At 63.2% G+C, this 19,368-nt stretch carries 13 protein-coding genes; 1 reads left to right on the plus strand and 12 read right to left on the minus strand.

Annotated features, from left to right (window positions below):
- Positions 1-452: 452 nt before the first annotated feature.
- Positions 453-2,252, plus strand: coding sequence for a hypothetical protein (locus ACN9M1_RS22965; RefSeq protein ID WP_426399147.1), 1,800 nt, complete (start codon positions 453-455; stop codon positions 2,250-2,252).
- A 116-nt stretch (positions 2,253-2,368) separates the two neighbouring features.
- Here the strand turns inward: ACN9M1_RS22965 and ACN9M1_RS22970 are convergent, their stop codons facing one another.
- From ACN9M1_RS22970 to ACN9M1_RS23025, 12 genes are all read right to left on the minus strand, one after another.
- Positions 2,369-3,295, minus strand: coding sequence for a carbohydrate kinase family protein (locus ACN9M1_RS22970; RefSeq protein ID WP_426399148.1), 927 nt, complete (start codon positions 3,293-3,295; stop codon positions 2,369-2,371).
- A 4-nt stretch (positions 3,296-3,299) separates the two neighbouring features.
- On the minus strand, positions 3,300-4,247 hold the full coding sequence (locus tag ACN9M1_RS22975; RefSeq protein WP_426399149.1) for an ABC transporter substrate-binding protein: 948 nt from the start codon (positions 4,245-4,247) through the stop codon (positions 3,300-3,302).
- Between the two features lie 88 nt (positions 4,248-4,335).
- Positions 4,336-5,370 (minus strand): ABC transporter permease subunit, encoded by a 1,035-nt coding sequence (locus ACN9M1_RS22980; protein WP_426399150.1) that lies wholly within the window; start codon positions 5,368-5,370, stop codon positions 4,336-4,338.
- Between the two features lie 40 nt (positions 5,371-5,410).
- Positions 5,411-6,964, minus strand: coding sequence for a sugar ABC transporter ATP-binding protein (locus tag ACN9M1_RS22985; protein WP_426399151.1), 1,554 nt, complete (start codon positions 6,962-6,964; stop codon positions 5,411-5,413).
- Positions 6,951-8,201: an ROK family protein gene (locus tag ACN9M1_RS22990; protein WP_426399152.1), complete on the minus strand. Its 1,251-nt coding sequence runs from the start codon at positions 8,199-8,201 to the stop codon at positions 6,951-6,953. Before ACN9M1_RS22990 ends, ACN9M1_RS22985 begins: the two co-directional genes overlap by 14 nt.
- A gap of 300 nt (positions 8,202-8,501) precedes the next feature.
- Positions 8,502-9,410 (minus strand): carbohydrate kinase family protein, encoded by a 909-nt coding sequence (locus tag ACN9M1_RS22995; RefSeq protein WP_426399153.1) that lies wholly within the window; start codon positions 9,408-9,410, stop codon positions 8,502-8,504.
- A 4-nt stretch (positions 9,411-9,414) separates the two neighbouring features.
- On the minus strand, positions 9,415-11,031 hold the full coding sequence (gene pgi, locus ACN9M1_RS23000) for a glucose-6-phosphate isomerase (protein WP_426399154.1): 1,617 nt from the start codon (positions 11,029-11,031) through the stop codon (positions 9,415-9,417).
- 37 nt (positions 11,032-11,068) lie between these two features.
- Positions 11,069-12,544: a glucose-6-phosphate dehydrogenase gene (gene zwf / locus ACN9M1_RS23005; RefSeq protein ID WP_426399155.1), complete on the minus strand. Its 1,476-nt coding sequence runs from the start codon at positions 12,542-12,544 to the stop codon at positions 11,069-11,071.
- 36 nt (positions 12,545-12,580) lie between these two features.
- Positions 12,581-15,130, minus strand: a complete 2,550-nt coding sequence (gene ptsP / locus ACN9M1_RS23010; RefSeq protein WP_426399156.1) for a phosphoenolpyruvate--protein phosphotransferase — start codon at positions 15,128-15,130, stop codon at positions 12,581-12,583.
- Between the two features lie 85 nt (positions 15,131-15,215).
- Positions 15,216-16,463, minus strand: a complete 1,248-nt coding sequence (locus ACN9M1_RS23015; RefSeq protein WP_426399157.1) for a carbohydrate porin — start codon at positions 16,461-16,463, stop codon at positions 15,216-15,218.
- Positions 16,464-16,525: 62 nt separating this feature from the next.
- Positions 16,526-17,956, minus strand: a complete 1,431-nt coding sequence (locus ACN9M1_RS23020) for a glycoside hydrolase family 32 protein (protein WP_426399158.1) — start codon at positions 17,954-17,956, stop codon at positions 16,526-16,528.
- A complete protein-coding gene (locus ACN9M1_RS23025) occupies positions 17,949-19,355 on the minus strand; it encodes a sucrose-specific PTS transporter subunit IIBC (protein ID WP_426399159.1) in 1,407 nt (468 codons plus the stop codon). The genes ACN9M1_RS23020 and ACN9M1_RS23025 overlap by 8 nt, the downstream gene beginning before the upstream one ends.
- Positions 19,356-19,368: the final 13 nt, after the last annotated feature.

Below are 19,368 nucleotides of genomic sequence, written 5' to 3' on the forward strand. Positions count from 1 at the left end.
TGGCGGCTCCATAAAAGACGCCCACTGGATCCGCTTAGAGCCGATAACAAAACCGCCCTGGCGTCGTTGCGCCTCCTTGCCGTACCTTTGTACTGTCTGCGTCGGCACGCCTAGCCAGGACAGTTTTGTTAGCGGCTCTTATACAGATCGCCAATGACGCAATGATGGTGAAGCCGCCCAGAACGGACGCCATGTCGCGCTGACTCCCCTCTGAATTCGTTCCTTGCCGGTATATCAGATAGAGAAAAATTTCATTGGCAAGACGCACATAGCCGACCAAACCTTCTGATTGGAATTCGGCTGCGTAATAGGCATCGCGATCACTGGCTTGCGAAGTTCCAGTGTGAAGCGGTCACGGCTGGTTGCCTGCGTAGTCAGTCAGACGATATTGCCCGCGAGCCGATGAAGCAGGCATATCCATTCAAACAATGACAACAACGGGAGAAATCAGGATGACCACGCCCATTGCGACCACTCGGGTGGTCCGTGAGAGGTTCTTCGGTGCGGCGGTTCGCATCGGCCGTCGCGGCACGCTGGCTTGGTTTCGGCTGGCTCTGGCGGTGGCGTTAGCGGCCTTCGCGCTCGTACTTGCGTCCACTGCGCCCGCGCAGACGAAAAAGCCAAACGGAATCGATTATTCGATGTACTACGTGGCGGACGTCCGTGATAACGAGCACTGCAAGATGACCGTCGACAAAAACGGCAAGTGGTCTGTCGATGAGCGCATCAGCAATCCCGCCATGACTTGCCCCGACATGACGTCTTGGCGGCTGTTCGCCACGGCGGTGCGTGACCGCTTCTGGAGCGATTGGGCCGATGAAGACCAGAACTGGCCGCAACAGCCGTGGCCACTCTGCACGGCCACCACTGGCGCCAACTGCTGCGACCCCCATTCCTCAAAGAACGACCCGCAGCACTGTCCGATCTTCCCCGGCGATACGCGCGAGCACGGCGCGATGTTGCTGAAGTCAGGCGCACCCGTGCTCCGGATCGGCCGCCCTGCCATCACGCAGCACCTGCAGGAAATGGCCACACCGGTCGATTTGGACAAGACCGTAACAGAGTTCAACGCGATACGGGCGCTGAGCGCCCAGGCGCCCGACATGCCGCAGTGCTCAAACACGGTGGTGGACAAGCTGGTGCCCAAGAGCTACGAAAGCATTGGCCGGGTGATTCGCCAGACCAATTCCGAAGTCACCATCCGCAACCGGGCCTTCCACAACTACCTGTTTGAAAACAATCTCTACAACAGTAACGGGGTGGCCGCCGTGTTTGCGGCGAACGATGAGAACCAGCGGAAAAACGCACCATATGCTCTGGACAGTCGTTCTGCAAGCCAAGGCCAAGCCGCGAAGCTGGGCAAAATCGACTTCCCGCCAGATGCCATCATGATCAAGAGCAACTGGTTGTACGAGGGCATCGCCAAGAAACTCGGCATCGCCAACACGCGCGAGAAGCCTTTCATCACCCAGAAAATGACCACGGTGGTTCAGTACAACGAGGGCACCACGTCCGTGAACTGCAAGCTGACCGGTGTGCACTACCTGATGGCGTTCCACGTTTCGTCCAAGGATGTCCCCAACTGGGTCTGGACGACGTTCGAGCACGTTGCCATGCCCGGTCGATGCGACTTCATCGGCTGCAACGACGCCTACGGCTACAAGTCCACCGACCCGCTGCCCAGTGGCGCGGCGCGCAACTACATCGCGCCGCACGTCAAGTCAGACGGCCTCGTGATGTCACCGTCTACCGTGTTCGATCACGACAAGCTGTATCCGTTGGAATCGATCAACGCCGGGCTGGACCAAGTCTTTAAGAACCTTGGCATCGGCACGGCCATGAGCACGAACAGCGAGCAGGCATCGATCTCCGATCTGGGCTGGCGCAGTTATCGGCTGAAGGGTTCCCAAGTCGAGTTCACGAACTCCATGGGCCGCAAGACCGTGCTGGGCAATTCCATCACAGAGGCCGGCTTCATGAACAATTCAAGCTGCATGACCTGCCACGCCCGAGCCGGCATCCACGTAGAACGCGACAAGGCAAACTTCTTCCGGTTGAGCGTGTTCAACAAGGATCAGTCCGATTACGGCTATGCATTGAGCTATCACGGCATCCCGAATCCCGCATGGTTCCACAACGACAACAACAGCGGCACGCTCGACGTGATGCAGGTCGACTTCGTTTGGGGCTTCCTTAACGCCAACGCTGTGGCTGCTCCGACAGCAAGGGAAGGTGGTCCGCGGGCACCTTGAACGTGTCCCGATAATCCTGATGGGTGAACGCCCGGCGCTGATCCCGCCGGGCGTTTTTTGTTAGCGCCCGAAAATCGACGATCCACCGCAAAGGACGTGGCTGACAGCGTTGCACCTCACTCGATACATCGCTCGTATCGCCCAGGGAGCAGTGACGCCACTTCGGCAGCGGTGGGCGCATATGCGCCGGGATGCCCGCAGACGACCGCGGCGCACGCGGCCGCGTAGCGCAGATGGTCGACCGCAGGAGCCTCCGGGTGCATGAGCAGACTCGCCATCCAGCCGCCAACGCTTGCGTCGCCGCAGCCCACCGTATCGGCGACCACGGTCTGGAACGCTGGCTGGAACAGCGCGTTGTTGCCTTCAAAAAGCGTCATACCCGACGCGCCGCGCGTCACGAGCACGGCGGCATCCGGCGCCCATTCGCGGAGTTGCGCGAGCGCGGCGGCTTCGTCGAGGTCGGGGAAGAGGCCGCCCAGATCCTCGTCCGAAACCTTGATGTAGCTGGCCAGGCCGGCCATGCGCCGTAGCGTGGTGCGATACGCTGGCTCGGCCATTGGCGCGCGGAAGTTTGGGTCGAATGAAATCCGCTTGCCGGCCGCACGCGCGGTCTGCGCAACCTCGATCAGGCGTGAGGCAAGCGGCTCGCGCACCAGGCCGAGCGAGCCAAAGTGCACGATTTCGGCCGCATTGAGCGCGCCTGTAGGCAACTCGGACGGATCGAACGCCAGGTCGGCACTGTGTTCGCCGATAAAGAAATACCGGGGCGGCTGCTTCGACACCACCATCGCGAAAAGCGGTGGGCGGTTGACCTGCCGCATGAAGCGCAGGTCGAGGCCGGCCTCGGCGCTCTTTTGCATGAGTTCATCACCGAACACGTCGTCGCTCACGGTCCCGGCAAAGCCGGTGGGCACGCCGAGCCGGGCGCCCACGCGCGCGACGTTCCAGCACGAGCCGCCGGCAAGGCTGCGCCAATGATTGGCGTCGTCGCGGATAAAGTCGGTCAGCGCTTCGCCGAAGACGACCAGTCGGGGCAGGTTCATTGACTTAGTGCGCGCTCCAGCCCTTGTAGCTCTTCACGTTGTCGCGCGTGACAAGTTGCGGATCGAGCAAGACCATCGGGTCGGCCGGCTTCTTGCCGTTCATGACGCCGTAGCCGATCTCAACGGCCTTCTGCGCCATGGCCCACGGATCCTGGCTCGCCGAGGCCTGCACGAGCGTATTGCTTTGCAGCGCGGTCTCAATGTCCGGCGCACCATCGACCGACGTGATGACGATGTTGCTGCGGTTGAGCTGCTTGGCGGCGAGATCGCTGCCAATGGCCTGCGGATCGTTGATTGTGAATACGCCATCCAGCTTGGGGAAGCGTGTCAGATAGCCCTGCATTGCGCTCATGCCACCTTCGCGCGAGCCCTTGCCATCCTGGTCGGAGGACAAGATCTTGATGCCAGGGTTCTTGGCAAGCACCGCCTTGCAGCCGTTCACCCGATCGATGACGGCGGACACCTGCGGGCCGTTCTCGATGATCACGTTGCCCTTGCCGCCCAGCTTTTTCGCCAGGTAGTCGCACGCCAGCTCGCCGGCCTTCACGTTATTCGTCTGCACGGTCGCGTCGGCACCGGCGGCCGCCACGTCGACCGCGATGACCGGGATGCCCGCTGCCTGCGCCTTCTTGAGCGCCGGCTCGATCGCCTTCGCATCGGCCGCGTTCAATAGGATCAGGTCGACGTGTGCGGAGATGAAGTTGTCGATCTGCGTGAATTGCTTGTTCAAATCGTAGTCCGCCGATACGGCGGTGACTTTCGCGTTCGGGTTGATTGCCTTCGCACGTGCCTCGGCCCCCTTCACCACGGTGACGAAGTACGGGTTGCCGAGCGAGCCGACCGTTACACCGATCGATTTCAGCGGTTTGTCTGCCGCATGAGCGGCGATCCCCGCAAACGCCATCGCGCATGCGATACCGGCTTGCATCGCCTTGACCTTGAATTTGTGCATATCGTCGTCTCCAGATGGCCCGTGAATAAGACGCACACGTGGACCTGCGTGTGCGCCGGTATTGAGGTATTGAATAGATGGGGATAGATCAGGTGCGGGCCGATTCGCGCCGGCGGTAGCGGTCCAGCGTGACCGCACCAATGATGACCAGGCCCTTGATGATGTATTGCCAGATGTCGGATACGCCCAGCAGCACCAAGCCATTCGAAAGCACGGCGATGATCAGCGCACCGACCAGCGTGCCAACAATCGAGCCAACGCCGCCAACGAAGCTCGTGCCGCCGAGAATCACCGCGGCAATCGCGTCGAGCTCATACGACTGGCCGAGTTGCAAGCCGTTCGCCGCATAAAGGCGAGCAGCCGACATCAGCGCACCGAGGCCGGCGAGCAGACCTGATGTCGCATAGACGAAGAGTTCGATCGCCCGCACGTTGATGCCCGCCAGGCGCGCTGCTTCGGGGTTGCCGCCGACCGAGTAGATGCGCATGCCCAGCACGGTGCGGCGCAGGATGAACCACGAGCCCGCGACCACCGCGATGGCGATCACGACAAGCCACGGCACGCCCAGAATCGAGCCATTGCCAATGAACGCGAACGGCAGCTTCGGGTTAAAAATGGTCGTATCGTTGCCCATCAGACGGGCGATACCGCGTACGGCGGTCAACGCGCCGAGGGTGACAATGAACGGCGGCAGGCGCAGGAACGCAACCAGCGCGCCGTTGACGAGCCCGAACCCGAGTCCGACGAGCAGTGCAGCCGGCACCCCAAGGCCGCCCCAACCGGGGATGTTCGACGCGATGAGCGCAGCAACCGCTGCGGCCGAGAGAACCGAACCGACGGAGAGGTCGATGCCGCCCGTCAGGATCACAAACGTCATGCCAGCGGCAAGCACGATATTGATCGACGCCTGCTGCGTGACGATCGACAGGTTCTGCACCGTGAAGAATCCTTCGGTCATGACGCCAAAGCCGATGCAGAGAATCATCAGCACGGGCAGCATGCCGGCCGTGCGCATCAGTGACTGCATGCGAGCCCGATGACTGACAAGGCGCGCTTGCAACGCACGGTCGGGGGCCACAGAGGCTTGCGCGGACGCAAGGTCGCGCTGCTTGATCTGATTCATATCGTTCACCTGTAGGTGGAATAGCGCTTCGCGGCGCAACTCAGTGCGCTTGCGCCAACGCTGTTTGCGAGCCGGTGGCCAGTGCGATGATTGCCTCTTGCGTGATCGGCTGGTTGGTGTAACCGCCGAGTTCGCCGGCAATCGTGCCTTCGCGCATCACGAGCACGCGATCGGCAATGCCGATCAACTCGGGCAACTCGCTGGAGATCACGATCACGCCGACACCGGCGCGCGCGAGTTCATTGATGATTCGATAGATTTCCGATTTGGCGCCGATGTCCACGCCGCGCGTCGGCTCGTCGAGGATCAGCACGCGCGGCTTGGTTTCCAACAAGCGCGACAGCAGCACCTTTTGCTGATTGCCGCCCGACAGCGCGCCAGCATTCACATTTGCATGCGGCACACGGATCGACAGCGAGGAGATCGCGTCGCGTGCTCGCTTGGCGCCGCGCGCGAGGTCGAGCACACCGCCTTGCGCATCGCGGTCGGCAACGGAAATGTTGATGTTGTCGCGCACGCTCATATCAAGGAACAGGCCCTGCCGCTTGCGGTCTTCGGTCAAGTAAGCGAGACCCGCATCGATTGCATCGCGCGGCGAATGTGCACCGAACGCTCTGTCGCCTAGCGTCACCTCGCCGCGCGTGCGCGGTTGCGCGCCAAAGATCAGGTGCGCAAGCTCAGTTCGGCCCGCGCCGACCAGTCCTGCGATGCCGAGCACCTCGCCAGCATGCAAGTCGAGGCTGCAGCCACGCACGCGGGCGCCGTCGGCAACGTCGCGCACGGACAGCAGCAGGTGGCCCCGATCGTATGGCGCGTGTTCCTTCTTGTAGAAGCCGGAGATGTCGCGGCCGACCATCATGGCAACGAGCCGCTCGGCCGACAGTGACGCGCGGTCCAGCGAGCCGACGTAGGCGCCGTCGCGCAGCACCGACACGCGGTCGGACAACGCGTAGATCTCATCCATCCGATGGCTGATGTAGATGATGGCGAGGCCTTCGGCACGCAATTGACGGATGAGCGCGAACAGGTGCTCGGTCTCGCGCGACGATAGCGGCGTCGTGGGCTCGTCCATCACCAGCACACGCGCCTTCGTGTGCACCGCACGCGCGATCTCGACCAACTGCTGCTCGGCAATCGACAGCGTACCGACCAGCGTTTCGGGCCCAAAGCTCGCGCCCAGGCGTTGAAGCACATCCACGCAACCACGCGCCATCGCGGCGCGGTCGATCATGCCCCAACGACTGTTGCCGCGGCGCAGTTCGCGGCCAACGTAGATGTTCTCCGCCACGGTGAGGTTCGGTGCGAGGCAAAGCTCTTGGTAAATCACCGCGATACCAGCATCGCGCGCGGCGAGCGGGCCATCGACGACGAGCGGCTTGCCGTCGATCATGATTTCGCCACCCGAATCCGCTTGGTAGGCGCCCGAGAGGATCTTCATCAGCGTCGACTTGCCGGCACCGTTCTCGCCCATCAGCGAATGCACTTCGCCAGGGTAGACCGCCAAACTAACGTTGTTGAGTGCGCGTACGCCGGGGAACGTCTTGCTGATTCTCTGCATTTCGAGCAGTGGGCGCGACGCCTCAGAACGCAACATAGCTGACCTCCTGCGTTTGCACGCTGGCACCTTTGAGGATGCCGGTGCGCGGCGAGAAATTGAAGAACATGGGCAGCGTTGCGGCGCCAATCGCGCCGGCGTCCGGGCCGAACGAGCCGCGAACGAACGTCGGCAAGCCGCGCGCTTCGGGCGTGATCTCGGCAAGCGCGTCGGATAGGCGCTGTATCAGCGTGTCGATCAGGCCCGCATCGGTGTCGGCATCAAACACGACGACCGACGAATCCAGCACCGACAGCACCGAGCGCAGCGCGGGGGCAAGTGCGTCAACGCAGTCGTCGACCCATTCGTCGACCGCCCGCGTGCCACGCGTAATGCACGCTTCCAGATCCGCGCGTGTCTCGACGGTCTCGCCGCAATAGCGCACATGGCGGATCAGCGCGCTCAGCGAGGTGCGAGTGAGCAGGATGTCCCACGCGCCGTTCGGGGCGGGAGCGGATGGCAGGCGGCTCGGCAGCACGGGCATCACCGCGAAGTCGCCTGCGTTGCCGGTGCGCCCGCGCAGGCAATCGCCGTCGACCGCAATGCCGCCGCCGATGACCGGCCCAAGGAACAGATAGACGAAGTTGTCGTGCTGGCGCCCGCAGCCGTAGAACAGCTCTGCGATCGTGGCGGCATTGCAGTCGTTCTCGCTGAACACTGGCAGCGTAATCGCGCGACCAAGCTCGGCGGCGAAGTCGACCTCGGCCCAAGCGCGAAACGCGTCGGCCGGCAAGCCGATCTCGCGCAGCCAGCTGCCCAGGTTGTACGGCTGCCCGACACCGACACCAGCGAGCCGCTGGCGCTCGCTGGCGGACAGCAGTTGCTGCATTGCGTCGATGTCCTGCCGCACGGTTTCGAGCACGGCGGCGGGCGGCGGGAGCAGCGTGTCGTGCGAGCGGCGCCCGAGCACTTCGCCCACGAAGTTGACAAGAACCGTCTCGATCCGCATCCGGTCCAGCCGGACACCGATGCCAAACGCGCCGCGCGGATCAAGGCGGATCAGCGACGCTGGCTGGCCGCGCTGGCCTTCAACGCGGCGGCCGGTGAACTCGATGAGGTTCGCGTCAGAAAGTGACGTGATGATGCTGCCGACCGCAGTCCCGGTGAGATTGGCAAGGCGCGCGAGGTCCGCCTTCGATGCGCTGCCCGCGCGCCGCAGCGCCTTGAGGAGCAGGCGCTCGTTATAGCGGCGCACGTTGACCGAGTTGCTGCCCTGGCCGATGTGCGGACTTCTCATGTTGTCTCCGGGCCGCGCCGTTTTCCGGCGTCATTAATTAAATCAACATGATTTAGTTAATAACATGTCGTCACAGATGTCAGCCTAGGGAAATCCCGGTGTCAGCTCGGTGTTGGCTTAGAGCCGCTAACAAAACCGTCCTGGCTCGGCGTGCCGACGCAGACAGGACAAGTCGTACCGAATGTCCGTCACTGCGGGAGGCGCAACGACGCCAGGGCGGTTTTGTTAGCGGCTCTTAGTGGAGAGAACTTCGAAGTAGCGAGGGCGATGGAAGATATCGGGCCCGGTGATGGTAAGGCGCTATCGACGCTCGACGAGCGCCGAGACTTCCGCCATTGTCGGCGCATACGCCCCGCGACGCGCGCAGACAACCGCGGCGCACGCCGCTGCATGGCGCACATGCTCAATCGCGGATGCGTCGGGACGGGCAAGCAAGCTTGCCATCCAGCCGCCGACGCTCGCATCGCCACAGCCGACGGTATCGACCACCGCGGCCGGAAACGCTGGCTGCTCGAACACGTCATCACCGTGCAGCAGTTGCATGCCGAAGGCGCCGCGCGTCACCAGCACGGCTGCCGTGGGCGCCCACGCACGCAACTGCGCGAGTGCCGCGGCCTCATCGAGATCAGGAAATAATCCGCGCAGGTCTTCGTCAGACACCTTGATGTAGTTGGCCAGGCCCGCCATTTGGCGCAGCGTCGCACGGTATGACGAATCGGCCATTGGCGCGCGAAAGTTCGGATCAAACGAAATGCGTTTGCCTGCATCGCGCACGGCCTGCGCGACCTCGATCAGGCGCGAAGCCAGCGGTTCGCGCACCATCCCGAGCGAACCAACATGGACAATCTCCACGGCATCAAGCCAGCCGCCTGGCAAGTTGGTCGGATCGAATGCGAGATCGGCGCTGTTCTCGCCAACAAAAAAATACTGCGGCGGCTGTTTCGACACGACCATCGCCAGCAACGGCGCGCGGTCGACTTGACACATGAAGCGCATGTCGAGCCCGGCCTCGGCACTCAGGGCCATCAGCTCATCACCCAACATGTCACGGCTCACCGTGCCGGCAAAACCGGTTGGCACGCCGAGCCGGGCGGCGACACGCGCGACGTTCCAGCATGAGCCGCCTGCAACGCTGCGCCAGTGGCCCGCGTCCTCGCGAATGAAATCCGTCAGCGCTTCACCAAATACGACCAGTCGGGGGAGGTTCATCGTCTTATTGCGTGCTCACATGTGTCAGGCGATGGCGCCGCGCCTTGTATCGGCCAATCAATTGGTTGGTGGAACCGTCGTGCGACTGCTCGGCATCAGGCGCGGAAAGCTGCGCTTCGATGACGACGGCAAGCCGCTTTCCGAACTCGACACCCCATTGGTCAAAGGAGTTGATACCCCACACCACGCCCTGCACGAACACCTTGTGCTCGTAGAGTGCAATCAGCGCGCCAAGCGATGCCGGGTCGAGCGTGTCCAGACAAATCGTGGTGGTGGGGCGGTTACCGTCGAAATTGCGGTGCGGCGCATCTGCACGACACCAGCCGTTCATCAAGGCTTCAGATTGCGCGAAACAATTGGCGACGAGAATGTCATGATGCTCAGCGTGCCTGTGATGCGGCCGCATGCAGACGATCATGTCCGCCGGGATCGTAGTCGTGCCTTGATGCAGCAACTGGAAGAACGCGTGTTGACCGTTGGTGCCTGGCTCACCCCAGATCACTGGACCGGTCGCATAGCCGACGCGCTGGCCGTCAAGCGTGACCGACTTGCCATTGCTCTCCATGTCGAGTTGCTGCAGATACGCGGGCAAACGATGCAGCCGATTGTCATACGGCGCGATCAATTGGCTCGTCGTACCGCGAAAATTCCGATGCCAGATACCGATCAGCGCGAGCAACACGGGCAGGTTGCATGCAAGCGGCGCCTCGGCAAAGTGTCGGTCCATCGCGTAAGCGCCACCGAGCAACGCCTCGAACGCGTCCATGCCGGCCATGAGCGCAATCGGCAACCCGATCGCCGACCATAGCGAATAGCGTCCACCGACCCAGTCCCAAAATTCGAACATGTTCGCTGGGTCGATGCCAAAAGCGGCCACCGCATCCGCATGGGTGGAAACCGCAACGAAATGCTTCGCAACCGCCGATTCCGCCGCACCGCTTGCCAGCAGCCATGCGCGCGCGGTACGGGCATTGACGAGTGTTTCGCGCGTCGTGAACGACTTGGATGAGACCACGAACAGCGTGGTTTCCGGTACGACCCGATTGAGCACCTCGGCAATGTCCGCGCCGTCGACATTCGATACGAAGTGCATCGACAGCCGTTCATGCGCGTACGGCTTGAGCGCTTCGCAAATCATTTTCGGCCCCAGGTCGGACCCGCCGATGCCGATATTGACAATGTCGGTGACCGGCAGACCCGTATGGCCGCGCCATGCCCCTTCTCGAACGGCATCGCTGAAGCGGCGCATCTTGTCGAGCACTGCCGCAATTTGTGCTGTCACATCCGTACCGTCGACCCAGCGCGGCTTGCCCGATCGATCACGCAGCGCGACGTGCAGCACGGGGCGGTTCTCAGTGCGGTTGATCCGCTCGCCCGCGAACATCGCATCCCGCCGCGCCTCGACCTCCGTGGCCTGCGCAAGCGCCACAAGCCGATCGCGCGTTTCTTCGGTGATGGGATGCTTCGAGAAATCGACGAAGAGTCCCGCCGCTTCCAACGAGAACCGCGCCGCGCGTTCGGCATCGCGCGCGAACAGATCGCGGATCGATACATCGGTCATCGCATCGCGATGGGCGATCAATGCGCGCCACGCAGGTGTCTGGGTTAAACAGGTCATCATCAGGTAGTCGATCAATGGCAGCCCGTGCGCTGCAAACTCAAGCCTCTTCGGCCCACAGCATGCCTTCGCGCGCCATGAGCGCCGAAGATGCTGCCGGACCATAGGTCCCTGCGGTGTAGCTGCGCGGCTTGTCACCCAGCGCCTTCCATCCGTCGAGGATCGGCTCGACCCACGTCCAGGCGGCTTCGAGTTCGTCACAGCGCATGAAATGCGTCAAGCGTCCACGAATCACATCGACCAGCAGACGCTCGTAAGCCTCGGCTCGGCGCCCTGCAATCGCCTGCTTCAAATCGAGATTCAGGCTCACTGGCAGCACATGCAGTCCGCTGCCGGGCTCCTTCGCCAGCATCTGCAACTGAATCGACTCTTCCGGCTGAAGCTGGATCACGAGCCGGTTGGCGCTGTTGTGCGGCCCGTTTGGAATAATCGAGAACGGCATGTCCGCAAACTCGATGACGATCTCCGAGCGCCGCCGGTGCATACGCTTGCCCGTGCGCAGAAAGAACGGCACGTTCGCCCAGCGCCAGTTGTTGATCTGCGCGCGTAGCGCCACAAAGGTTTCGGTACCGCTGCCGTTGGGCACATCGGTTTCATCCAGATATCCCCTGACCGGCTCGCCTTCCACCGCGCCGGCTGCGTATTGGCCTCGAACCGTGTCGCGGGCGATCATCTCCCTGGACATCGGCCGCAGCGAACGCAACACCTTCAGCTTTTCATCGCGCACCGCATCGGGATCCAGCGACACCGGCGGCTCCATGGCCACGATGCACAGCAGTTGCAACAGATGATTCTGAATCATGTCGCGCATCGCACCGGTATGGTCATAAAAGCCCGCGCGGCTACCGACCCCAACCGATTCCGCAACCGTGATCTGCACGCTCTTGATGTACGGCGCTTGCCACAACGTCCCGAAAATCGCATTGCGCAAGCGCAGCACCATCAGGTTCTGCACCGTTTCCTTACCGAGATAGTGGTCGATCCGGTAAATCCGCTCTTCCGGAAAGTGGCGCCCGACCGAGGCGTTGATCGCCTTGGCAGAAGCAAGATCGTGGCCCAGCGGCTTCTCCAGCACGACACGCGCGTGGCCGTCGACCAGCCCGCATGCCGCCAGGTTGCTGCAAATGGTGCTGAACAGATTCGGCGAGGTCGCGAGATAGAACACGCGCAACGCGTCGCCACAAGTCTTCTCGACCAGATGCGCGTAGTCATCTGGCGCACCAAAATCGACGCAGGCGTAGTCCAACAGCGCAAGAAACCGCTCCCAGGCGCCGGCATCTAGCGCATGCGCGTCGACAAATGGCCGCGAGAGCTCTTCCACGAAGGCCAGATATTGCTCACGCGACCACGCACTGCGCCCCACCGCGATGATGCGAGTTTGCCGGGGCAGGCTGCCGTGCAGATGCGCCATGTAAAGCGCGGGCAGCAGCTTGCGTACAGACAAATCGCCTGCCCCGCCGAAGATCACCATGTCGAGTGGCTGGTCGGCCGGGCTTGAGGGTACGTGCGTCGTCATGATTGTCGGGATGCGTGATGGTGGCGAGATCGAGGGTTATTGGCCGGCGGCGATCGCCTGGCGCACCTGCGCGGCGCTGCCCAGCTTGATCGCGCGCTGCGCCAGCGCCCGGCAAGCTTCGAAATCGAGCGAGGCCAGTTCGGCCTTGATCGCAGCGATGGCCGGCACACTCACGGACAACTCATCGATGCCAAGCCCCACCAGAATCGCCGTCGCCGCCGGATCGGAGGCCATCGCACCACACACCCCTACCCATTTGCCATGGGCATGCGCGCCGGCCACCGTCAGTTCGATCATCTTGAGCACGGCCGGATGCAGCGCATCGACTTGCGCGGCCAGCTTTGCGTGACCGCGATCGATCGCCAGTGTGTATTGCGCGAGATCATTGGTGCCGATCGAGAAGAAGTCGACCTCCTTGGCAAGCGCTTCGGCCATCGCGACGGCGGCGGGCACCTCGATCATCAGGCCGATCTTGACCGGGTGCGGATAGCGCGCCTGCGCTTCGCGCACCATGCGCTTGGCCGCCAGCACCTCGTCCAGATCGCTGACCATCGGGAACATGATGTGCAGGTCACCGTGCGGTGCCGCGCGCAGCATCGCGTGCAATTGCGTGCGGAACAGATCCGGATAGGCGAGGCTGACGCGAATGCCGCGCAGGCCGAGGAACGGGTTGTCCTCCTTAGGCAGCGGCAGGTAGCGCAGCGGCTTGTCGCCACCGACGTCGAGTGTGCGCACGATCAGCTTTCGGGCAGTTCCCAACTCGGTCGCCACGGCCTGATACGCAGCCGCCTGCTCGTCCTCGCTGGGCGCATCCACGCGATCCTCGAAAAGAAACTCCGAACGCAGCAACCCAACGCCTTCGGCCCCCGAGGCGATGGCCTCTTGCGCGTCGGCCGCGTCCCGCACGTTGGCGACCACCTCCACGCGATGCCCATCACGCGTGCAGCCAAGCCGATGCGCGACCTGCGCATTTGCCCGCTGCTGGGCGGCGACGGCCTCCATGCGGCGTGTCACGTCGGCCAGCAGTTCGGCATCGGGGTCGATACGCAGCAGGCCCGCCGAGCCGTCGAGTACTGCAGGCGTACCGTCGCCAAGAGACAGCGCGGCGGGATCCATGCCGCAGATCGCGGGAATCCCCATCGACCTGGCGATGATGGCCACGTGGCTGGTGGGTCCGCCCGACACCGTGCACAAGCCGGCGACCTTGCTCCGATCGAGCGACACCGTGTCCGACGGCGTCAGATCGTCGGCCAGGACGATGGATCGCTCGGCCAGTACCGGCGATGCGCGCCGCACCCCCGTCAGCAGAGACAGCACACGCGTGCCGATATCGCGCACGTCGGTGGAACGTTCGCGAAGTTGCGGGCTGGGATGCTGCGCCAAGCGCTGCGCCACTGACTGACAGGCGCGGTGCCACGCGGTCGGTGCACTGGTGCCCGTGCGCAGGCTCGCCTCCGCTGCCTCAGTCAATGCCGGATCTTCGAGTAGCGCCAGATGCGCTTCCATGATGTCGGCCTGGCAACCACCTTCGCCGCCGGCAACCGACAACGACAGGATCTGCTCGCCCGCAATCCGCAGCGCGTTGGACAGACGGCCGCGCTCTTCGTCGTAGGCACCGCCAAATTCATCGAATTCGAATTCGACACCCTGCCATTGCACGATCTGGCCAATCGCAAGCCCTGGCGACGCGCAAACGCCAGCGAACGCGCCGGACAGTGCCGTGTCGCTTGCCACGCCATTTGCCATGGCGGCAGCCGGCGGCATGGCATGGGCGAGCCCGCCCACATGGGCACGGTCGACACGTTCACCACATCCGTCGCGCAGCAGGCGCTCCAGTTGCTCCAGCGCTTGCGCGGCATCGGCACCGCATCCGCGCAAGCGCACTCGATCGCCCTGGCGCGTCGCCAATGCCATGATGTCGACCACCGATTTGGCATCCGCGTCGAGGGCACCGCTCGACAGACCGATGCGCGCGGCAAACTGGCGCGCCGCCTTGGCCAGCGTCGCGGCAGGCCGCGCATGCAGGCCCGCCGGGTTGGGCAGTTCGATGAACGGCGAATGCAGCCATTCGCCGTCGGACTCCGTGGACAGCGCAATACCGTGCGCGGTCTGCACAGCAAGATGCAGCGTGAGCAGCACGCTCTTGCCCGCTTCGACGGTGCCCGAGGCCTTGTCCATCTGCACGAGGCATTCGCCATTGACGACCACGATCTCTGTCAACACGCTGGCAGCATTCGCGGCCACGTGCGCGAGATCAAAGCGCAGCAGCGGCTGCCCGACACGCACCGTATCGCCCTTCTTGACCAGCGCGTCGAAACCCTTGCCATCGAGCATGACGGTGTCGATGCCGACGTGCACCATGATCCGAACGCCCGATGGTTCCTCGATCACGACAGCGTGCCGCGAAGCGTGCAAGTCGATCACCAGGCCGTCGATCGGCGCCAGCACGAGATTGGTTGCCGGATCGATCGACAGGCCATCGCCCACCATCTTCTGGGCGAACGCCGGGTCCGGCACGTCTTCGATGGGGACAATGCGCCCCGATAACGGGGCCAGCACGTTCACTGGGGATTGCTTGGCCAACATGTAGGTGGCTCCTGAAAACCGGCGCTAGAACCGGAGGATTGGAAACGACGGGATGCGAATTGAGGGCGGCCAAGGCCGCTGGGCGTCACCACCAGCTCTCAAGCTGGGCGCCGACCATATTGGTGGAGTGGCGACCGGCGGACCACGCGCCCCATCCTGCGCCCTGGGCGTCGAGCGCCGCCTGGTTCCACGCCACGTGCGTGGCGTACAAGCGCAGTTCGGGGCGTGTCATGAGTTCCGGCCCCTTGCTGAAGGCAATGGCCGCGGTGTACTTGTCGAGCCGCTGCAGCGGGCCGCCGTTGGCACGCAAGCGCGTCCAACCACATTCGGTCAGCAGCTTGACGTTGTGAGTCAGACCGTATGAGAGACGGCCGCCGAACGAGTTGCCGGTGCTGCTGCCACCACCCTGCTCGTCCTTACTACGCTGGTAGACCGCCAGCGCCTGACCGCCAAAGCGGCCAGCCTGCCAATTCACCGAATCGACCAAGCGCACACTGCGCGTGCCGGTTGGGCTGTTAAGCGGGCCGAACCCGGTTTCGAGCGAAGAATAGCCGGTGCTGGTCTGCAACCAAACTGAGTTGGTGACGTTCGGCAGCAGGAAGTTGGCCTGATCGTATTTGAATGTCAGGGCCTTGCCCCCGTCACCACCCTTGAAACCGCCGAACACCATCGAGCCGATCACGCGCAGCTTGCCGCCTTCGGTGACGGGAATGTCGTACAAATCGACGTTGGCGCGGGTCGCGTCCTTCCTGCCGTCGGTCGGGTTGAAGCGCTGCTGGCTGCGTAGCACCGCGATGCCCAGCTTGGCGGATTCTGCGACCGGGATAGTGTTCGCACCGGCGCCAAGGTCGATCGTTGGTCCCCCAACGCTATAGAAGTAGTGGTCGACGATATGCACATCTTCGCGCTCGACATAGCGCTTGCCCGCCCAGAACACGGTGGATGGCGAGAACGCGTAGCCGGTGGTGGTGACATAGGCTTCCTTGGCGGCGTAGGCGCCATCGCTACCCAAGCCCCGCAGGTTGGCCAGACCGTTCCAGTAGGTGCCGGTATAGGCGGCGGTCCAGCTCACGCCGCTATCAAGATGGAGTGTTTTCTTCAGCCCAAGCTCGGCGTAGGTATCGCCCTCGTTGCCCAGACGGAAGAGCTCTGCGCCGTTGCCCAGCGCGTATTTGTTGGCTCCGCCCTTATCGGTCTGGTGTTCGGACACCACGCCAGCACGGATATAGCCGACCACTTCCCAACCGTCGCCAAGATCCATGGCCATGGCTTGCACGCCCGTACAGAACAAAGCTGCCGCCACCAGGGGTTTCAGTTTGACTTTCAATTGCATGTCTCTTCCACTGCTTTTTTTTGTTGTGCTCGAAGTTCTCGAGTTGTTGGGAAATGCCGCAGCTACCTGGGCTGCGGCTGTAATGGCCATAGACAGAGATCGCGCAGCATCAGCGGTTGCGTGGTGACCCAGCGCAGCGGCATCGGCTCGGATGCGGGGTAGCAGCGCGTGGTGAAGACCTCGGCGCCGTCATTGACAAAAATCTCAACCGAGCTGCGGTCGACGAACACCTGCACGCGCGTGACGGCGGTGTCGATTTCGCAATCCTTGCGCTCATCGAACTGCCCGGCTGCCGGACAGTTGCGGATCAGCGCAAGCCGGCCGTGGCTGCCTTCACAGACCAAGCGCAGCGACTGCTCGCTGCTGTCGAACAGGTGCAGCACCCAATCGGCGCAATCGGCGCCAGCGGGCGCATCGATCAAGACGTCCAGCTCCCACACTCCACCGGGCACCTGCGGCAACGAAACGGCTGCCCCCGCTTGCAGCGCGGTATCGGGCATCCGGATCACCTCGCCGCGCAAGCGCGCGAGTTCGCGCAATGGCCGTTGCAGCAGACGGCCGTCTTCCAGGGTCAACTCGCGCGGCATCGTCAAACAATGCGTCCAGCCGGATGCAACGGTGGGGGTCTCCGGCTGCGTCGGCAGCCCCATCCAACCAATCAGCAGCCGGCGGCCGCTAGCGTCGAGCAGCGTCTGTGGCGCGTAGAAGTCGAAGCCACGGTCAAGCGGACGGAAGCCCGTATGCGCGAGGCGGCCGGCCGCCAAGTCGACCTCGCCCACCAGATAGCCGGCTGTGTCTGCGCGGCGGATGCCATCGGCACGGACCTCTGCCGTTTGCTGGCAGCAGATCAGCACCGCGCGCTCGTCCAGTCTGAACAGGTCGGGACATTCGACCATGTAGCAAAACGGTGCTGGCTCGATCAGCTCGCCAATCAGTTCCCACGCAACTAGGTCCGGGCTTTTCGCAAGCACCACCGTTCCGGCCAGATCGTCGCGCTGCGCCCCAATGACGGCGTACCACGCTTGGCCCTCCCGCCAGACCTTCGGATCACGGAAATGGCCGGTGTAGCCCTCAGGCGCGCCATCAATGACTGGGCCAAGCTTCTCGAAACGCACGCCATCGCGCGAACGAGCAAGGCACTGGTAACTCGAACGGCCGCCCACTGCATCGCGCACGTTGCCCGTGTACATCAGAAACAGTTGGCCATCGACGTCCATCGCACAGCCCGAATAGCAGCCCTGCGCGTCGTAGGGCCGATCGGGCGCCAGGGCGAAGGGAAGCCACTCCCAGTGCAGCAGGTCCGTGCTGCGCACATGCGCCCAATGCTTGTTCTGGTGATCGCAGCCGCTCGGGTTCCACTGGTAGAAGACGTGGTAGGCCCCCTGCCAGAAGATCAACCCATTGGGGTCGTTGATCAGGCCATGTGGGGGGCACAGATGAAACGTCTGCCGCCACGAATCGACAATCACGTCCAGCGCGCTCAGGTCAGACACCCGTGGCCTCCCCATACGGCGTCTTGACCTTGAGAGCGCGCAACCAGGTGCCGGCAAACGCAACCGAGAACGCAATCACACCGCCAATCAGATAGTTGAGCAGGCTGTCAGGCCGCACGATGGCCAGCCCCGGCAAACCGGTCAGGCCGATGCCCGTCATGCCGACATGCGTGGCCACCACCCAGCCGCCCGCTACGGCACCGCCGACCGCCGCAGAGACGAACGGCCAGAAGAACCGCAGGTTCACACCAAACAACGCCGCTTCGGTAATGCCCATCAGGCAGGACAATGCCGCCGGCAGCGCAATCTGCCGGGTCTTCTCGTCACGGGACATGAAGAACACGGCCAGCGCCGAGCCGCCCTGCGCAATGTTTGCCATCGACCAGATCGGCAGCAGAAAATTGACGCCGATAGCGGGATTGGCGAGCAGCCCCGCTTCAATGGCGTGGAAGCTGTGGTGGATGCCCGTGACGACGATCAACGAATAGAGGCCGCCGAACACCAGGCCGGCCAGCTCGCCACCCGTGTGGTAAATCGCTTGCAGGCCGAACGACAACCCATCGCCGAGCGCGCGCCCGATGGGGCCCACCACGGTCAGCGCAATCGCGCCCGAGATCAGCAGCGTCAAGAACGGGGTGAAGATCAGATCGACCGCATTCGGCATGAAGCGCTTCACGCCGCGCTCGATCCAAGACATCATCCAAACGGCAAGCAGAATCGGCAGCACGGTGCCTTGATAACCGACCTTCGCGACCTGCAGGCCGAACAGGTTCCAGTATTCGTGGACACCGCCGCCGAGCGTCCATGCGTTTTGCAACGCGGGGTGGATCATGATTCCGGCCAGCGCTGCGGCCAGAAATGGCGAGACCTTGAAATCGCGGGCCGCCGAAAACGCGATCAGGATCGGCAGGAACACGAACGCGGTGCTGGAGAACACATCCAGGATCTGGAACACGGCGCTATTGCCGCTCGTCCAGCCCAGGCTCTTGAGCATGCCCAGCAGCCCCATCAGCAGGCCGGATGCCACGATCACGGGAATGATCGGCACGAAGATGTTCGACAGCGTGCGCGCCAGCCTCTGTGCCGCGTTCTGCCGCGAGACCGCCTCTTCCTTCACGTCGTCCAGCGAGCCGGCGGCCGAATTGCCGGAATCGCCGAGCTGCGCCTGCATCGCGTCATGGACGTGGTTGACGATCCCCGGGCCGATGATGATCTGCACCTGCCCCGCTCCGCTGAACGACCCCTTGACGAGATCGAGCGCACCAATCGCAGCATGATCAACCTTCGACTCATCGTGTACGACGAGCCGCAGGCGGGTCGCGCAATGGGCCAGCCGAGCGATGTTTTTGGGGCCGCCAACGAGGGGCAGCAGCGCTTTTGCGGTGTCACTTTCCGTCATATTCTCCTCAATC

The organism is Ralstonia sp. R-29 (assembly GCF_049913345.1).
In the GTDB taxonomy this organism is placed as follows: Bacteria; Pseudomonadota; Gammaproteobacteria; order Burkholderiales; family Burkholderiaceae; genus Ralstonia.

Bases quoted from the DNA above. Each gene is read 5' to 3' on its own strand.
- ACN9M1_RS22965 (WP_426399147.1), top strand. From the start codon at position 453: ATGACCACGCCCATTGCGACCACTCGGGTGGTCCGTGAGAGGTTCTTC.
- ACN9M1_RS22970 (WP_426399148.1), bottom strand. From the start codon at position 3,295: ATGAACCTGCCCCGACTGGTCGTCTTCGGCGAAGCGCTGACCGACTTT.
- ACN9M1_RS22975 (WP_426399149.1), bottom strand. From the start codon at position 4,247: ATGCACAAATTCAAGGTCAAGGCGATGCAAGCCGGTATCGCATGCGCG.
- ACN9M1_RS22980 (WP_426399150.1), bottom strand. From the start codon at position 5,370: ATGAATCAGATCAAGCAGCGCGACCTTGCGTCCGCGCAAGCCTCTGTG.
- ACN9M1_RS22985 (WP_426399151.1), bottom strand. From the start codon at position 6,964: ATGTTGCGTTCTGAGGCGTCGCGCCCACTGCTCGAAATGCAGAGAATC.
- ACN9M1_RS22990 (WP_426399152.1), bottom strand. From the start codon at position 8,201: ATGAGAAGTCCGCACATCGGCCAGGGCAGCAACTCGGTCAACGTGCGC.
- ACN9M1_RS22995 (WP_426399153.1), bottom strand. From the start codon at position 9,410: ATGAACCTCCCCCGACTGGTCGTATTTGGTGAAGCGCTGACGGATTTC.
- pgi (WP_426399154.1), bottom strand. From the start codon at position 11,031: ATGATGACCTGTTTAACCCAGACACCTGCGTGGCGCGCATTGATCGCC.
- zwf (WP_426399155.1), bottom strand. From the start codon at position 12,544: ATGACGACGCACGTACCCTCAAGCCCGGCCGACCAGCCACTCGACATG.
- ptsP (WP_426399156.1), bottom strand. From the start codon at position 15,130: ATGTTGGCCAAGCAATCCCCAGTGAACGTGCTGGCCCCGTTATCGGGG.
- ACN9M1_RS23015 (WP_426399157.1), bottom strand. From the start codon at position 16,463: ATGCAATTGAAAGTCAAACTGAAACCCCTGGTGGCGGCAGCTTTGTTC.
- ACN9M1_RS23025 (WP_426399159.1), bottom strand. From the start codon at position 19,355: ATGACGGAAAGTGACACCGCAAAAGCGCTGCTGCCCCTCGTTGGCGGC.